The organism is Mesorhizobium sp. M1A.F.Ca.IN.020.04.1.1, from assembly GCF_003997315.1.
Classification (GTDB): Bacteria; Pseudomonadota; Alphaproteobacteria; order Rhizobiales; family Rhizobiaceae; genus Mesorhizobium.
The window spans coordinates 34,617-49,550 of record NZ_RZSN01000021.1; the positions used below are offsets into that span (position 1 = coordinate 34,617).

The 14,934-nt window shown below is 64.1% G+C and carries 17 protein-coding genes; 7 read left to right on the forward strand and 10 right to left on the reverse strand.

The features are described 5' to 3' along the window. Positions 1 to 60: 60 nt before the first annotated feature. The 4 genes from EOA49_RS07395 to EOA49_RS07410 all read right to left on the reverse strand — a co-directional run bounded on the left by EOA49_RS07395 (position 61) and on the right by EOA49_RS07410 (position 1,618). Positions 61 to 567 (reverse strand): invasion associated locus B family protein, encoded by a 507-nt coding sequence (locus EOA49_RS07395; protein ID WP_066991787.1) that lies wholly within the window; start codon positions 565 to 567, stop codon positions 61 to 63. A 59-nt stretch (positions 568 to 626) separates the two neighbouring features. Then, the gene (locus tag EOA49_RS07400) at positions 627 to 836 is read right to left on the reverse strand and encodes a hypothetical protein (RefSeq protein WP_127214559.1); all 210 of its coding nucleotides are present in this window, start codon (positions 834 to 836) and stop codon (positions 627 to 629) included. After that, the gene (locus tag EOA49_RS07405; protein WP_066991933.1) at positions 833 to 1,195 is read right to left on the reverse strand and encodes a YkvA family protein; all 363 of its coding nucleotides are present in this window, start codon (positions 1,193 to 1,195) and stop codon (positions 833 to 835) included. The genes EOA49_RS07400 and EOA49_RS07405 overlap by 4 nt, the downstream gene beginning before the upstream one ends. 129 nt (positions 1,196 to 1,324) lie before the next feature. Beyond that, positions 1,325 to 1,618: a 4a-hydroxytetrahydrobiopterin dehydratase gene (locus tag EOA49_RS07410; RefSeq protein WP_066991930.1), complete on the reverse strand. Its 294-nt coding sequence runs from the start codon at positions 1,616 to 1,618 to the stop codon at positions 1,325 to 1,327. A gap of 49 nt (positions 1,619 to 1,667) precedes the next feature. On the opposite strand from EOA49_RS07410, the gene EOA49_RS07415 reads away from it, so the two are divergent. Next, a complete protein-coding gene (locus tag EOA49_RS07415) occupies positions 1,668 to 2,186 on the forward strand; it encodes a low molecular weight protein-tyrosine-phosphatase (RefSeq protein ID WP_082980364.1) in 519 nt (172 codons plus the stop codon). On the opposite strand, the gene thpR is transcribed toward EOA49_RS07415, so the two are convergent. After that, positions 2,090 to 2,686, reverse strand: coding sequence for an RNA 2',3'-cyclic phosphodiesterase (thpR, locus tag EOA49_RS07420; RefSeq protein WP_066991784.1), 597 nt, complete (start codon positions 2,684 to 2,686; stop codon positions 2,090 to 2,092). The genes EOA49_RS07415 and thpR overlap by 97 nt on opposite strands. Positions 2,687 to 2,807: 121 nt before the next feature. Next, positions 2,808 to 3,449, reverse strand: a complete 642-nt coding sequence (locus EOA49_RS07425) for an arylesterase (protein WP_127239843.1) — start codon at positions 3,447 to 3,449, stop codon at positions 2,808 to 2,810. 84 nt (positions 3,450 to 3,533) lie between these two features. Between EOA49_RS07425 and EOA49_RS07430 the strand changes: the two genes are divergently transcribed. The 4 genes from EOA49_RS07430 to EOA49_RS07445 all read left to right on the forward strand — a co-directional run bounded on the left by EOA49_RS07430 (position 3,534) and on the right by EOA49_RS07445 (position 8,446). Then, on the forward strand, positions 3,534 to 4,232 hold the full coding sequence (locus tag EOA49_RS07430) for an ABC transporter ATP-binding protein (RefSeq protein ID WP_127239844.1): 699 nt from the start codon (positions 3,534 to 3,536) through the stop codon (positions 4,230 to 4,232). Next, positions 4,232 to 6,772: an ABC transporter permease gene (locus EOA49_RS07435; RefSeq protein ID WP_127239845.1), complete on the forward strand. Its 2,541-nt coding sequence runs from the start codon at positions 4,232 to 4,234 to the stop codon at positions 6,770 to 6,772. Before EOA49_RS07430 ends, EOA49_RS07435 begins: the two co-directional genes overlap by 1 nt. Before the next feature lie 244 nt (positions 6,773 to 7,016). Further along, positions 7,017 to 7,757 carry a Bax inhibitor-1/YccA family protein gene (locus EOA49_RS07440; protein ID WP_067323688.1) on the forward strand — a complete coding sequence of 247 codons (741 nt, stop codon included), beginning with the start codon at positions 7,017 to 7,019 and terminating at the stop codon, positions 7,755 to 7,757. A 113-nt stretch (positions 7,758 to 7,870) separates the two neighbouring features. Then, positions 7,871 to 8,446, forward strand: a complete 576-nt coding sequence (locus tag EOA49_RS07445; protein ID WP_127239846.1) for a GNAT family N-acetyltransferase — start codon at positions 7,871 to 7,873, stop codon at positions 8,444 to 8,446. Here EOA49_RS07445 and EOA49_RS07450 read toward each other — a convergent pair. From EOA49_RS07450 to acnA, 4 genes are all read right to left on the reverse strand, one after another. Next, positions 8,443 to 8,829, reverse strand: a complete 387-nt coding sequence (locus tag EOA49_RS07450) for a DUF2794 domain-containing protein (RefSeq protein WP_067324630.1) — start codon at positions 8,827 to 8,829, stop codon at positions 8,443 to 8,445. The two genes, EOA49_RS07445 and EOA49_RS07450, sit on opposite strands and share 4 nt — an antisense overlap. Positions 8,830 to 9,256: 427 nt before the next feature. Next, positions 9,257 to 9,682, reverse strand: a complete 426-nt coding sequence (locus tag EOA49_RS07455) for a GNAT family protein (RefSeq protein ID WP_245460570.1) — start codon at positions 9,680 to 9,682, stop codon at positions 9,257 to 9,259. A gap of 233 nt (positions 9,683 to 9,915) precedes the next feature. Continuing rightward, entirely contained in the window at positions 9,916 to 10,704 is a 789-nt protein-coding gene (locus EOA49_RS07460) for a thioredoxin family protein (RefSeq protein WP_127239847.1), read from the reverse strand. Positions 10,705 to 11,054: 350 nt separating this feature from the next. Then, a complete protein-coding gene (gene acnA, locus EOA49_RS07465; RefSeq protein ID WP_127239848.1) occupies positions 11,055 to 13,745 on the reverse strand; it encodes an aconitate hydratase AcnA in 2,691 nt (896 codons plus the stop codon). Between the two features lie 283 nt (positions 13,746 to 14,028). Here acnA and ccmA point away from each other — a divergent pair, with 283 nt between their 5' ends. Together ccmA and EOA49_RS07475 are read left to right on the forward strand one after the other, a co-directional pair. Beyond that, positions 14,029 to 14,631 (forward strand): heme ABC exporter ATP-binding protein CcmA, encoded by a 603-nt coding sequence (gene ccmA, locus EOA49_RS07470; protein WP_127216033.1) that lies wholly within the window; start codon positions 14,029 to 14,031, stop codon positions 14,629 to 14,631. Between the two features lie 40 nt (positions 14,632 to 14,671). Then, on the forward strand, positions 14,672 to 14,934 hold a 263-nt coding region (locus tag EOA49_RS07475; RefSeq protein WP_206520159.1), incomplete at its 3' end, for a heme exporter protein CcmB.

Consider the following 14,934-nt stretch of genomic DNA (forward strand, 5'->3'; position numbering starts at 1 on the left):
TGGCAGCACTTGCGGGAGGCGGACTTCCATATTGCCATCCTCCACCAAGGGAGCCTCAGCCTATTTGCACTTGGCGATCGAGGCCAGCGCGGCCGAGATGCCCTTCAGAGAAAAGACGTAGGAAGTCGGGTTGCCGCGACCGGACTTCGCCTGCACCTTCATGTCGGTACCCGTCTTCATGGCGGCGATCAGCACCGGCTCTTCAGCGGCGTTCTCGACCCAGGCCGACTTGCCGCGGGTGAACATCGAGAAGGACTTCTTGTCGATGGTGACGGTGGCCTTGGAGCCTTCCTGGAAGTTGTAGCCGGCGATGAACTGCGGCTCATAGGACACCTGCTGCCCGGGCCGTTGGCTGACGAAGAAGAACATGTCGCCATGGTCGAGCTTTGGCGGCTGCTTGTCGGTCGGCACCGTCAGCACATAGCAGACCTTGCCGCCTGCCGACTGATAGCTGTAGGTGCCCCAGGCGTTGTGCTGGCCGATCTTGGTCGCCTGCTGCGCCAGCGCCGGCGCCGCGAAGGCGGCCGCCAGGACCAGGCTGGAAACTGTAGCAATCAATCCGCGCATCGTTCTTCCCGTATTCCGAAATGGTGCGGAGGCGGGTCGCATGGCGTCCTGCCGTCGCTTCATTTTGATTTAATCAGGGTTACCAAACGGTGAATTTTTCCCAACAAAAGGAACTCACCCCAGGAAACCGCCGCCATTCGCGCCGCCGCTTCCACGCGGCGGTCGCGATGTCCCGGCGCGAACTTGGAGGGCACGAAAGCGGCAAGAGTTTGTCTTTTCGCGCGGGCGGTTTCGCGGTTTCGTTGTGGCGAAAAGTCAGCCAGGATCAACCTTTGTCGGCGAGGGCGTCCCTGGCGGCCTGCCGGTGCGCCGGGGTGATATGGGCGCTGACGGCGGTGATTGCCGCGGTGAGCACGGCAAGGTCATCGGTGAACCCGAGACCGAGCACGAAGTCGGGGATGAAATCCACCGGCAGCACGAAATAGCCGAGCGCGGCAAGCAGGGTACCCTTGGTGCGCAGCGGCGTGTCCTTGTCCATGGCACAATAGTAGGCGGCGACCACCTCTTCCATGAACGGGATCTGCCGGGCAGCCTTCTTGGCCGTGCGCCAGAACTTCTCGCGCACCTCGCCTTCGCCGGCGAGCCTGTCGCCGAAGCCAAAGAAATCGAAACGGGATTCCTGCGCCATCAATCTCTCCTCGGCCACGCGCCAGCTTGCGTTGCGGCCACCGCGGAAGATGTGGTGAAAGCGGCACCCCCCTGCAAGGTCTCCACCGTTGCCGGCCCGGCAAATCGGAATCGGACTTATCGGCAGTCGTCAGCCGAAATAGCGGTTCATCCGCTTCGCCAGTTCGATGTCGAGCGCCGTGACGCCGCCGGCGTCATGCGTGTTCAGCGTGACGTCGACGGTCTTGTAGACGTTCGACCAATCGGGGTGGTGGTCCATCTTCTCGGCGGCCAGCGCCACGCGGGTCATGAAGGCGAAGGCCTCGGAGAAGTTCTTGAAGCCGAAGCTGCGCTTGATGGAGGCGCCGTCGGCCGCCAGCGACCAGCCTTCGAGTTCCGCCAGCGCTGCGGTGATCGCTTCCTTGTTGAGTTTTTCCCTGGTCATGTCGGGTTCCCGTGCTATTCGGAGGTATTCCAACCATAGCGCCGGATCGATGAGCGCAAAGCCCATAAAATCCATTCTGTTCGTCTGCCTCGGCAACATCTGCCGCTCGCCCTTGGCCGAAGGCGTCTTCCGCGCCGTGTGGGCCGAGCGCGGGGAAGGTCGGGACATCCTGCTCGATTCGGCCGCGACCAGCGGCTGGGAGGTCGGCTCCGCGCCCGATCCGCGTTCGATCGCGGTTGCCACAAGGCACGGCATCGACATTTCCGCGCAAAAGGCGCGCAGGATAGCGCTGGACGATTTCTCGCGCTTCGACCTGATTCTCGGCATGGACCGGACAAATGTGCGCGATCTGAAGGCGTTAGCGCCGCAGGCCGCGCGCGACCGCATCCATCTCTTCCTGGAGTTTGCCAGCGGAAATGCGCGCGATGTGCCGGACCCTTACTACGAAGACCAGCAGGCCTTCGTTTCGGTCTACCGCATGATCCGCGAGGCGTCGGAGGCGCTGGCGAAGCGGCTGGAAGCGAGCGGATCGGCGCCAACCAGCGGCCAGGCTTCCTCGACGATGTAGGGGCCGCCGCCGACCGAATCGCGCGACGACATCAAGACGAAGCGGCCGACCCGGAAGGGCAGCGTGGAAAAATTGCCGCGCGCCGACAGATATTGCGCGACGTCCGCCGGGCTCGAATTGCGCAGGCGCGCGAGCGTCACATGCGGCGAGAATTTGCGCGGATCGGCCGGCAGGCCGAGCCGCTGGCAGATGCGGTCGATCTCGCCCTGCAGCGCCACCAGGTCCGGCGAGGCGGACACGCCGGCCCATACGGCGTGCGGCTTCTTGCCGCCGAAAGCGCCCACGCCGGAGAGCGCCAGGGGGAACGAGGGACGGTTGACGCGATCGAGCGCATTGGCGATGTCGTCGGCGATATGGCCCTCCACATCGCCGATGAAGCGCAGCGTCAGATGATAGTTTTCGACGTCGATCCAGCGGGCTCCGGGCAGGCCGCCCCGGAGCAGCGAGAGTGAAAGCGCGGCATCACGCGGAATTTCGAGGGCGGTGAAAAGACGCGGCATGGGAAGCCTCCTGTCCTCGAATCGAAACTCTCGCCCCTAGCGAATCATCGATAGCCATGCGGGGCAAGCGGTTTGTTGTCCACAAGCTTTCCCCTGGGGAAACCGTGGCGTTTTGGTCCCATCACGCGCCGCCCTTGGCGGCGATGGCTTTTTCCACGACCGGTAGAATGCCTTTGACCATGACGTCTATTCCCTTCGGGTTGGGATGAAGACCGTCCTCCAGCTGCATGGCCGGGTGGCCGGCGACCCCATCAAGAAAAAACGGATAGAGCGGAACGGCGTATTTCGCGGCAAGCTTCGGGTAGATGGCGTCGAAGGCCTTCTGGTACTCGGCGCCCAGATTGGGCGCTGCAAGCATGCCTGCCAGGAGCACCGGAATGTTCCGCTGCTTCAACTTGGCCAACATAGCGTCGAGATTTTTCTCGGCGATCTCGGGCGACACGCCGCGCAGCATGTCGTTGGCGCCGAGCTCGAGGATGACGAGCCCGGTGCCGTCGGGCACCGACCAGTCGAGCCGCGCGAGGCCGCCGCTTCTGGTGTCGCCGGAAACGCCGGCATTGCCGACGGCGACGTCGAGGCCTTTTGCCTTCAAGGCCGCCTGCAATTTATCGGTGAAGCCCTCATCGGGACCAAGGCTGAACCCCGCCATCAGGCTGTCGCCGAAGCCGACGATCTTGAACGTATCGGCGCGCGCCGGCGAAATAGCGCCGCAAACCGCCAGGAGAAGAGTGAGGGCTGCGGCAGCTGAGTGTTTGAAAGCCATGCGGCGAGCCCCATATGACCGACACGATTCATGCAAAGGAGACATTTTTTGCCTCCTTCTTCCACCATATAGGGCGCATTCATTGTGACAGAAGCCGTCATCGCATTGAGGGATGTCTCGCTGACGCTCGGCGAGGGCGCCTCCTCCGTCCATGTGCTGAAGGGCGTCAGCCTCGATGTGGCCGCCGGCGAAGCCACCGGGATCGTCGGCCCGTCGGGCTCCGGCAAGTCCACCTTGCTGATGGTTCTGGCCGGGCTGGAAAGGGTCGATTCGGGCACGGTTCGGATCGCCGGAGAATTGCTCAACGGCAGAAGCGAGGACCAGATTGCTTCATTTCGGGGGCGAAACATCGGCATTGTCTTCCAGTCCTTCCACCTTATCCCCAACATGACGGCGCTCGAGAATGTCGCGGTGCCGCTGGAGCTCGCCGGGCACAACGACCCGTTCGGGGTGGCCGCGCAGGAGCTCGCGGCGGCCGGCTTGAGCGACCGCGTGACGCACTATCCGGGAGAGCTTTCGGGCGGCGAGCAGCAGCGCGTGGCGATCGCCAGGGCCCTGGCGCCTTCGCCGCGCATCCTCATTGCCGACGAGCCGACCGGCAACCTCGACCAGGCAACGGGAAAGCAGATCGCCGACCTCCTCTTCGCCAAGGCGGCCGAGCGCGGCATGACGCTGGTGCTGGTCACGCATGATCCGGCGCTTGCGGGCCGCTGCTCGCGCCAGGTGTCGATGCGCTCGGGACGCATCGAGGACGCGCCAAGACAGGCTAAGGTGCCGGCCTGATGCGGACTTTGAGGCTGGCCCTCCGCTTTTCGCTGCGCGAAATGCGCGGCGGCCTGTCCGGCTTCATGATCTTCCTCGCCTGCATCGCGCTTGGCGTCGCGGCGATCGGCGGCGTCAATTCGGTGGCGCAGGCGATTACCGCCGGCGTCGCCAACCAGGGCCAGACGCTGCTCGGCGGCGACTTGCGCTTCCAGATCAACCAGCGCAGCGCTTCGGACGCCGAGCTCGGCTTCATCAAGAGCCTCGGCACGGTCTCGCTGAATTCCGGCATGCGCTCGATGGCGCGGCTCGAGGACGGCTCCGACCAGGCGCTGGTCGAAGCCAAGGTGGTCGACGACGCCTATCCGCTTTACGGCACGCTGGAGACCGATCCGCCTCTGCCCAGGAATGAATTGTTCGGCGAAAGATCCGGCATCTTCGGCGCCGCCGCGCCCGCTCTCTTGTTCGATCGCCTCAATCTGCATATCGGCGACCGCTTGAAGCTTGGCGGCACAACGTTCGAGCTGAGGGCCCGATTGGTCAGCGAACCCGACGCGATTTCCGACGGTTTCGGCTTCGCGCCGCGACTGATGATTTCGCACGACGGGCTGGTCGCGTCAGGACTGGTCCAGCCCGGCAGCCTGGTCGAGAACGCCTATAAGGTCCGACTGCCCGATGGCGCGAGCGAGGCGCGCATCAAAGGCATTCAGGCCGAAGCGGCGAAGGACTTTCCGCAGGCCGGCTGGTCGATTCGCACGCGCAGCAACGCAGCGCCGGCGCTTTCCGCCAACATCCAGCGCTTCTCGCAGTTCCTGACGCTGGTCGGGCTGACGGCGCTTGTGGTCGGCGGCGTCGGCGTGGCGAATGCGGTCCGCGCCTATCTCGACGGCAAGCGCGGCGTCATCGCCACCTTCAAGAGCCTCGGCGCCTCCGGGGGCTTCGTCTTCGCCATCTATCTCGTGCAGATCCTTTTGATTGCCGGCCTCGGCATCGTGCTCGGCCTGATCCTGGGTGCGGCAATGCCGTTCGTGGCGAGCGCGCTCCTGCAGTCGGTCATTCCGGTGCCGGCGCAAGGCGGCTTTTATCCCGGCGCGCTTGCGATGGCGGCACTGTTCGGCCTTTTGGTGACGCTGGCCTTCGCGCTGCTGCCGCTCGGCCGCGCCCGCGACGTGCCGGCAACGGCGCTGTTTCGCGAAATGGGGTTCGAAAGCCGCGGCCTGCCGCGCCTGCCCTATGTCGGCGCCGCGCTGACGATCGTGCTCGCGCTGGCGGCGCTCGCCATCCTTTCCGCCGACGATCGGCGCATCGCCTCGATCTTCGTCGGCGCCACCGTCTTTGCCTTCCTGGTGCTGCGGCTGGTGGCGGCGCTGGTCCAATGGCTGGCCCGGCGAAGCCCGCGGCTGCGCTCGGTCTCTCTCAGGCTGGCGCTCGGCAATATCCATCGGCCCGGCGCGCTGACGCCATCGGTGGTGCTGTCGCTCGGGCTCGGCCTGACGCTGCTGGTGACGCTGGCGCTAATCGACGGGAATCTCAGACGCCAGATCTCCGGCAGCCTGCCGGAGCGGGCGCCGAACTTCTTCTTCGTCGACATCCAGAGCAGCGATGTCGATGCCTTTGCCGGCCTGGTCGAAAAGGAAGCGCCGCAAGGGATGCTGGTCAAGGTGCCGATGCTGCGCGGCCGCATCATGGCGCTCAACGGCATCGCCGTCGACAAGGTGAAGGTCCCGGCCGACGGCGCCTGGGTGCTGCGCGGCGACCGCGGGCTGACCTATGACGCAAAGCAGCCGGAAAACGCTACGCTGACCGAAGGCAAATGGTGGCCGCAGGACTATTCCGGCGAGCCGCTGGTGTCGTTCTCGGCCGAGGAAGGCAAAGCGATCGGGCTGAAGCTCGGCGACACGGTCACGGTCAACGTGCTCGGCCGCAACGTGACGGCAAGAATAGCCAGCTTCCGCCAGGTCGAGTGGGAAACCATGGGTATCAATTTCGTCATGATCTTCTCGCCCAATACGTTCGCCGGCGCGCCGCATGGCTGGCTGGCGACGCTGACCGACAGAAAGGCCACCACGGCCGACGACGCGCGGCTGCTCAACGCTGTCACCCGCGCCTTTCCGGCAGTGACGACGGTGAGGGTCAAGGACGCGCTCGACATCGTCAACCGGCTGGTCGCGCAGCTGGGCACTGCGATCCGCGCCGCAGCCGGCGTGGCGCTGATCGCCTCCGTGCTGGTGCTCTCCGGGGCTTTGGCCGCCGGCAACCGGGCGCGCATCCACGACGCGGTGGTGCTGAAGACGCTCGGCGCGACAAGGAGGACGCTGATTGCGGCCTTCTCGCTGGAATATGTGCTGATCGGTCTTGCGACAGCGCTGTTCGCGCTTGCCGCGGGCGGCGTCGCGGCATGGTTCGTGGTGGCCCGCATCATGACGCTGCCGTCGCACTTCATGCCGGAAGTTGCGGTGGCGACCATCCTCGTCTCGCTCGCCGTCACCGTCGGCATCGGCCTTGCCGGCACCTGGCGGGTGCTTGGCCACAAGGCGGCGCCGGTGCTGCGCGAGCTTTGATCCGGCAGCGCCCTTCGGTGGCCTGTCTGCGTTAAATCTTGGTAAGAATGCCGGCGGGAAAAGGCTGAAAATCGGGCTTTTGCCTTCTCACGAAGCGTTACCGCTCGTTACCGTCTTGTTCTTGAGGTCGAGAACGCTCATATTTCGCGCTAGGCATGCTGGAGTCCCGCCAGCGGCGCCTGGTCCAAGGAGGTCGCTCCAAGGACCTGTCACCGGACGGGGCAGAAGCAATAGAGGATTTCCAATGGCTGATCCCATTCGCAACTACCAGACGTCCGCCGCCTCCGGCGCGCGCGTCGATATCGATCAGGGCCTGCGGGCCTATATGATCAAAGTCTATAACCTGATGGGGCTTGGCCTGCTCATCACAGGCATTGCCGCCTGGGGCGCATTCCAGCTGGCCGTCACCGGCGACGGCCAGCTCACCGCCTTCGGCCAGCTCATCTATGCTAGCGCGTTCCGCTGGGTCGTTATCCTGGCGCCTCTCGCTGCCGTGATGTTCCTGTCCTTCAGGATCCAATCGATGAGCGTGGCTGCGGCGCAGACCACATTCTGGGTTTATGCCGGCCTTGTCGGCCTGTCGCTGTCGACGATCTTCCTCGTCTACACCGGCACCAGCATCACCCAGACCTTCTTCGCCACGGCCGCGGCCTTCGGCGGCCTGTCGCTCTACGGCTACACGACCAGGCGCGATTTGAGCGCGTTCGGCTCGTTCCTGATCATGGGCGTGATCGGCCTGCTGATCGCGATGGTCATCAACATCTTCCTGGCGTCGTCGGCGCTGGCCTTCGCCATTTCGGCGATCGGCGTGCTGGTGTTCGCGGGTCTGACCGCCTACGACACGCAGCGCATCAAGGAGATGTATTTCGAGGGTGACGTCGCGGATGTCGCCGGCCGCAAGGCGATCATGGGCGCGCTGCAGCTCTATCTCGACTTCATCAACCTGTTCATGTTCCTGCTGCAGTTCATGGGCGACCGCCGCTAAACGGTAGCCGTCCGGCTGGACCATAGACTTCGGAAAGGGCGGCCCAACGGCCGCCCTTTCCTTTTGTGCGCTCCTCTGCTGATATTGAGGCAACAGGAAGAACTGCACAAATTATGAGCAATCTGGCGATCAGAGCCGCTACTGCGGCCGACCTCGACCGAATAACCGAAATCTATGCGGACGCGGTCACGCACGGCACCGCAAGCTACGAACTGGAGCCGCCCAGCCGCGCCGAAATGGGCGATCGATTCGACAGTTTGGCACGAGGCGGCTTTCCCTATCTTGTGGCTGAAAGGGAGGGCGTCGTGCTCGGCTACGCCTATGCCGGACCGTTCCGGCCCCGGCCCGCCTATCGCTTCACCGTCGAGGACTCGGTCTATGTGGCGCCCGAGGCCAAGGGCCAGGGCATCGGCCGCCTGCTGATGCTGGCGCTCATCGAGGCGGCACGCCTGGCCGGCTTTCGCCAGATCGTCGCGGTGATCGGCGACGGACATGCCGACAGCGCCTCGGTGCGCCTGCACGAGAAGCTCGGCTTTCGTCACTCCGGGCGCGTGGAAGGCTCCGGCTACAAGCATGGGCGCTGGCTGGATACAGTGTTCATGCAGCTGCCGCTCAACGGCGGCGCGGAAGTGCCGCCGGATCCGGAGTCACTGCCGGAGCGGAGATTTCGCGGCAAATTGGATAGTTAAGCTTCGACCAGCTTCAGCTTGGAATCGAAGACGCGGAGCACGCGGCCGAGTTCCTGACTGCGCTTGAGGATGCGTCCGCCGGCGGCGATGACGGCGAAGGCGCCCTGTCGGCGCGCCAATTTCGGGTCCTTGACGATCTGGAACAGCGGCACTTCGCTGGCGCGGCGGAAGACCGAAAAGACAGCGCGATCGGAAAGATGGTCGATCGCATAGTCGCGCCATTCATTGGCCGCCACCATGCGTCCGTAAAGCCTTAGGATCTGGTCGAGCTCGCGCCGGTCGAAGCGCACCGGCTGGTCGAGGCGTGCGCTGCGCGCCTCATGCAGCGGGATCAGTATTCCGGATGCTTCCCCATCCTCCGTCCCGCTGCTGTGATCGGTCATGCCGCGATCCTTCGATTGAATCTTGCGCCGGCCAAGGTTCGCGCTTTCGCGGCCGAATTGCAAGGGCCGGCGAAGCAGGCTTGCGGTCCGCCGTTTCCGAAAGGTCCAGTCACGTTTGCAAAACGCGTGTTGGAATTGGTGATGCTCTGCCACATTGTCGCCACAAATTATCCGCGCTCATGCCCCAATGTCCGACGAGTTTACCCGCGTTGCCTGAGACGGTTCGGTCCGGCACCGGCTCGTAAACCCCAAGCCCCCCGCCCACGGGTCAGCGTCGGATCGAACCAACCTCGGTTTTTCCTTGGAAAAATCAGGTGCGACGATCCCAAAACCTGAATAACCGGCGTCAGAAGCAAGCTGACGCCGGTTTTTTCATGCCTGTCCGCTCTGGCCCGCCGGCCCCTGTCTCGCGGCCCGGCGGGCGTCATCACAATGCACGCTCAGGGAAGAGAGCTGGAACCGCTGCGCTGGATGAGCGACGAGTCCTAAGGAGCGCATACAGGATCTCATCGCGCCAGATGCCGCCGACACGCAGATGGTCACGCAGTACGCCTTCGCGCCCGAATCTGAGTTTCTCGACCAATTTGCGCGACGGGGTGTTGTTGGGATCGATGAACGCCTGCAGACGGTGCAGGCCGAGATCGTCGAAACAGAAGTCGAGCATCGCCGAGACAGCCTCGGTGGCCATGCCCCGGCTCTGATATGCGGGGTTGATGAAATAGCCGATGGCCGCACGCTTGTTGCGGATGTGGCCATCGTGATAGCTGACGAGGCCGAGGCAGCGGTCAGTCTCAATGTCGGCGACCGCCCAGTGCCGATGGTAGGACGGGGTGCAGGCGACATATCTGAGCACGGTGCGCTCGGTCTCGGTCCGCTTGGTGTGGACTGGTGCGTTCCAAAAACCGCATCGCCTCCGGGTCGGCAAAGCATTCGTGCATCGCATCCGTGTCCTCAGCCCTGAACTGACGCAGGCGCAGCCGCGTCGTTAGGAGAATCGGGTGCGGCTCGGGTCGCTTTGCCATGGATGCTCTGCTTCGTGGGCCCCGGCCGGCTTTCGTCGGCGATCAGGTTTTGTCAGCGGAGCCGTCAGAGCCGGTCAGGCTTGCGGATGAGCGCGGCGCCGAGAATCGGTCCCGGGACGCCGTCTTTGCCGACGGACTGCAGCAGCACGGCACAGCCGCCCTTCTTCGCAATCTCCGTCATCGGCAGCTCGTAACGCTGCGCCTTGCCGTTCCACATGCCGGCGATCTGGATGTCGGAAACGGCGTTCCAATAGGTCATGTTGCGGCCGCTGTTTTCGCCCTGGCCGATCTTCACCATCTGCGGCGGATCGAAATAGACGATCACCACATGGGCGTCGGTCGGCCCATTGCCGGCATCGCCGGCGTCAATCATGACCCGATCGCTGGTGCGGCTCACCTTGATGCCGACCCGCATGCCCTCGCCGGTCCTGTCCATGCGGGCCAGCGCGCCGTCTATCTCCTTGCGGTTGGCGCCGTTGACATGGCTGCGGCCGTTGATGACGGCTTGCGGGGTATAGACCGAACGGCTGCCAAAGGCGCGCATATAGTCATACTGCCGCTCGGTGTTCTCTTTGTTGCTCAGCGTGTCCTGCCAGCCCAGATAGTCCCAGTAATTGACGTGATATGCGAGCGCGACGACATTTTCCTTCGCCGCCAGCTCGGCGAAGAATTCATCGGCCGGCGGACAGGAGCTGCAGCCCTGGCTGGTGAACAACTCGACGACGCCCAAAGGCTTTTCAGTCTGCGGCTTGCCGGTCGCGGCTTTCTCAAGCTCGGCTGCCGAGGCCACGCGGCTCAACGCCGTGAGGACCAGCGCAACTGCCGTAAGCCGCAATGGTCCTCGCAATGCCATGACCGTTCCAATTCCCGCCGGTCACGCCGGCCTTGTTCTGGTTGCTAAAATATGTGGCAGAACGGACAGTCAACGGGAAGTCACGTTGCGGTGAAATTTTGTCGCCGCGACCGTAGGTAAGGCGGCGACAGGAGGGGCCACTGCATTCTTCGACCCGGTTCGATTTCGGGACCGCATCGCCGCGAAGGGGTAAGTTTGCTGCTGCCGGAGGATTTCTATTGCGCGCCAATCGGACTTGGACTTTGAGCCGGGCGGAGAATGCTTGGCCTGCCGCAGTTTAATTAGAACGTCAGTAGGCACTAGGCAGTGGGAGTATCTCCCCCCTGCCTATGCCTACCTATTCCCTGTCGCTACGCAGCCAAATCGCGCAGCACGTATTGCAGGATGCCGCCGTTCTTGAAGTAGTCGAGCTCGTCCAGCGTATCGATGCGACAGATGATCGGCACGTTCTTCAGCGTGCCGTCGCCATAGGTGACCTTGGCCGTCATCTTCTGGCGCGGCTTGATGGCATCCAGGCCGTCGATCTCGACCAGCTCGTCGCCCTTGAGGTTGAGGGAAGCCCATGAGGTGCCGTCCTCGAAGACGAAGGGGATGACCCCCATGCCGACCAGGTTCGAGCGGTGGATGCGCTCGAAGGACTGGGCGATGACGGCGCGGACACCAAGGAGGTTGGTTCCCTTGGCTGCCCAGTCGCGCGAGGAGCCGTTGCCATATTCGACGCCGGCGAAGATGACTAGCGGCACGCCTTCCTTCTTGTATTCCATGGCGGCGTCGTAGATCGACATCTCCTCCTTCGAAGGATAGTGGATCGTGTAGCCGCCTTCGCGGCCGTTCTCGCCCAGCATGTGGTTGCGGATGCGGATGTTGGCGAAGGTGCCGCGCATCATCACCTCATGGTTGCCGCGCCGCGTGCCGTACTGGTTGAAGTCGGCGACGCCGACGCCGTGCTCGGTGAGGTACTTGCCTGCCGGCGAAGCCGCCTTGATCGAGCCGGCCGGCGAGATGTGGTCGGTGGTGATCTTGTCGCCGAAGAGACCAAGCACGCGCGCGCCCTTGATGTCGCCCACTTTGCCGAAGGCGCGGCCCATGCCGGCGAAATAAGGCGGGTTCTGCACATAGGTCGAATGATCGTCCCAGGCATAGGTCTGGCCTTCCGGCGCCTTCACCTTCTGCCAATATTCGTCGCCCTTGAAGACGTCGGCATATTTGCGGGCGAAAAGCTCGCGCGTGACGTTCTTCTCGATGAACTCCTGGATCTCGGCCGAGGTCGGCCAGATGTCCTTGAGATAGACCGGCTTGCCGTCGCTGCCCTCGCCGAGCGGCTCGGTGGTGAGGTCCTTGGTGACCGTGCCGGCCAGCGCATGCGCCACCACCAGCGGCGGCGAGGCGAGATAGTTCGCCTGGACGTCCGGAGAAACCCGGCCTTCGAAGTTGCGGTTGCCGGACAACACCGCGGCAGCAATCAGGCCTTTGTCGTTGATGGTCTTGGAGATCGGCGCCGGCAGTGGGCCGGAATTGCCGATGCAGGTGGTGCAGCCGAAGCCGACCAGGTTGAAGCCGATCTGGTCGAGTTCCTTCTGCAGGGCGGATTTCTCGAGATATTCGGCGACCACCTGGCTTCCGGGCGCCAGCGAGGTCTTCACCCACGGCTTCTGCTTCAGGCCGCGCCGGTTGGCATTGCGAGCCAACAGGCCGGCGCCGATCAAGACGCTTGGGTTGGAGGTGTTGGTGCACGACGTGATGGCGCCGATCACGACGTCGCCATGGCCGAGATCGTGAGCGGTGCCTTCGACGGCGTAACGCTTCGAGATCTCGACGGCCTTTTTGTACTCGGTCTCCATCGCCTTGGCGAAGCCGGCGGGAATATCCTGCAGCGCGACGCGGCCTTCCGGGCGCTTCGGGCCGGCCATCGACGGCACGACGTCGCCGAGATCGAGCTCGAGCAGATCGGTAAAGACCGGATCGGCCGAGCCGGCGTCGCGCCACATGCCCTGCGCCTTGGAATAGGCCTCGACCAGCGCGATGCGGCTTTCCTCGCGGCCGGACATTGTCAGATAGCGGATGGTCTCGCTATCGACCGGGAAAAAGCCGCAGGTGGCGCCATATTCCGGCGCCATGTTGCCGATGGTGGCGCGGTCGGCCAGCGTCATGTTGGACAGGCCTGGGCCGAAGAACTCGACGAACTTGCCGACGACGCCCTTCTTGCGCAGCATCTGGGTGACGGTGAGCACGAGGTCGGTGGCGGTGACGCCTTCCTTGAGCCTGCCGGTGAGGCGGAAGCCGATCACCTCCGGCAGAAGCATGGAGACCGGCTGGCCAAGCATCGCGGCCTCGGCCTCGATGCCGCCGACGCCCCAGCCGAGCACGCCCAGGCCGTTGATCATGGTGGTGTGCGAATCGGTGCCGACACAGGTGTCGGGATAGGCTGTGGTCTCGCCCTCTTCCGCGTTGGTCCACACCACCTGTCCCAGATATTCGAGATTGACCTGGTGGCAGATGCCGGTGCCCGGCGGCACGACGCGGAAGTTGCGGAAGGCCTGCTGGCCCCACTTCAGGAACTTGTAGCGCTCCTCGTTGCGCTCATATTCGAGCTCGACATTGCGGGCGAAGGCCATCGGCGTGCCGAATTCGTCGACGATGACGGAGTGGTCGATGACGAGATCCACAGGCACCAACGGGTTGATCTTCTCCGGATCGCCGCCGAGCGCCCTGATGCCGTCGCGCATGGCCGCGAGATCGACAACGGCCGGAACGCCGGTGAAATCCTGCATCAGCACGCGCGCCGGGCGGTAGGCGATCTCGACGCCGGCAGTGCCCTTGTCGGTGAGCCATGCCGCGACCGCCTGGATGCTTTCCTTGGTGACCGAGCGGCCGTCTTCGTTGCGCAGCAGGTTCTCCAGCAGCACCTTCATCGAATAGGGCAGCTGGGCAATGCCGCCAAGGCCGTTTTTCTCCGCCTCTGCGAGGTCGAAATAGACATAGTCCGCGCCACCCACGGTCAGGGTGCGGCGGCAGTTGAAACTATCGAGGGATTTCGTCACGGCGATCCGTCCTTGTCTGTTCAGCCTGAAAGGGAACGGACGCCGTTGGCATGCAATCACGCGCAAAGGTGCGGGTACGGCCATTTCCGCTGTCCGCTCCCGAGCAACCCGAGCCGTTGAAGGCGGCGCGTGCGCTGGTTCGGCGCTAATTCTGTTCCCGCGCCGACCGCTGGCACGGATGAACCGCATATAGAGAATTTTCTGGAATAGTTCTAGACAGTCGAAAAGCAAATTTGTGCGATGCGGCGGCGGCCGCGAAACGGTGCTTTCGGGACGGGCAAGGATGCGGCTGATCGCCGAAAATCTGGGCGGCGAGCGCGGCGGCGAGACGGTTTTTTCCGGCATCGAATTCGCCCTCGACAGGGGCGAGGCACTCGTCGTCACCGGGCCGAACGGCGCCGGCAAATCGACCCTTTTGCGGGTCATCGCCGGCTTGCTGCCGCCGGCCGAAGGCAAGGTGAAGGTCGAGGGCGGCGGCGACGAGTTTCCATCGGTCGCTTCGGCCTCGCACTATCTCGGCCATCTCAATGCGATGAAGACCGCCCTCAGCGTCGAAGAAAACCTGGGCTTCTGGCGCGCCTTCCAGGGCGAGACTGGTTTGAGCGTGGGGCAGGCGCTGGAGACGGTCGGCTTGGATGGGCTCGGGCACCTGCCGTTCGGCTACCTTTCGACCGGGCAAAGGCGGCGCGCCTCGATCGCGAAGCTCCTGGTCAGCCCCCGGCCGGTCTGGCTGCTCGACGAACCGACCGCGGGATTGGACAAGGCCTCGGAGGAACGATTCGCGGGATTGATGAGAGGGCATTGCCGAGAGGGAGGCATCATCGTGGCGGCCACGCATTTGCCGCTCGGGCTCGAGGGAGCAAAGACGTTGAGGATGGGTGACTGATGTCGGCGCGAGGCACCCCTGGGCGAAGGCATATCAAGTCATGCTAGCCCTCTTCCTCCGCGATGTCCGCCTCTCCGTCCGCGCCGGCGGCGGCGCGCTGATTGGCGTCATCTTCTTCTTGGCGGTGATTGCCACGGTCCCGTTCGGCGTCGGGCCCGACCTCAACCTGTTGTCGCGCATCGGTCCGGCGATCCTGTGGATCGCCGCCCTGCTCGCCTGCCTGCTTGGGCTCGACCGCCTCTTCCAGGCCGATCGGGAGGACGGCTCGCTCGATCTTCTGGTGCTCAACAGCGACCGTCACAT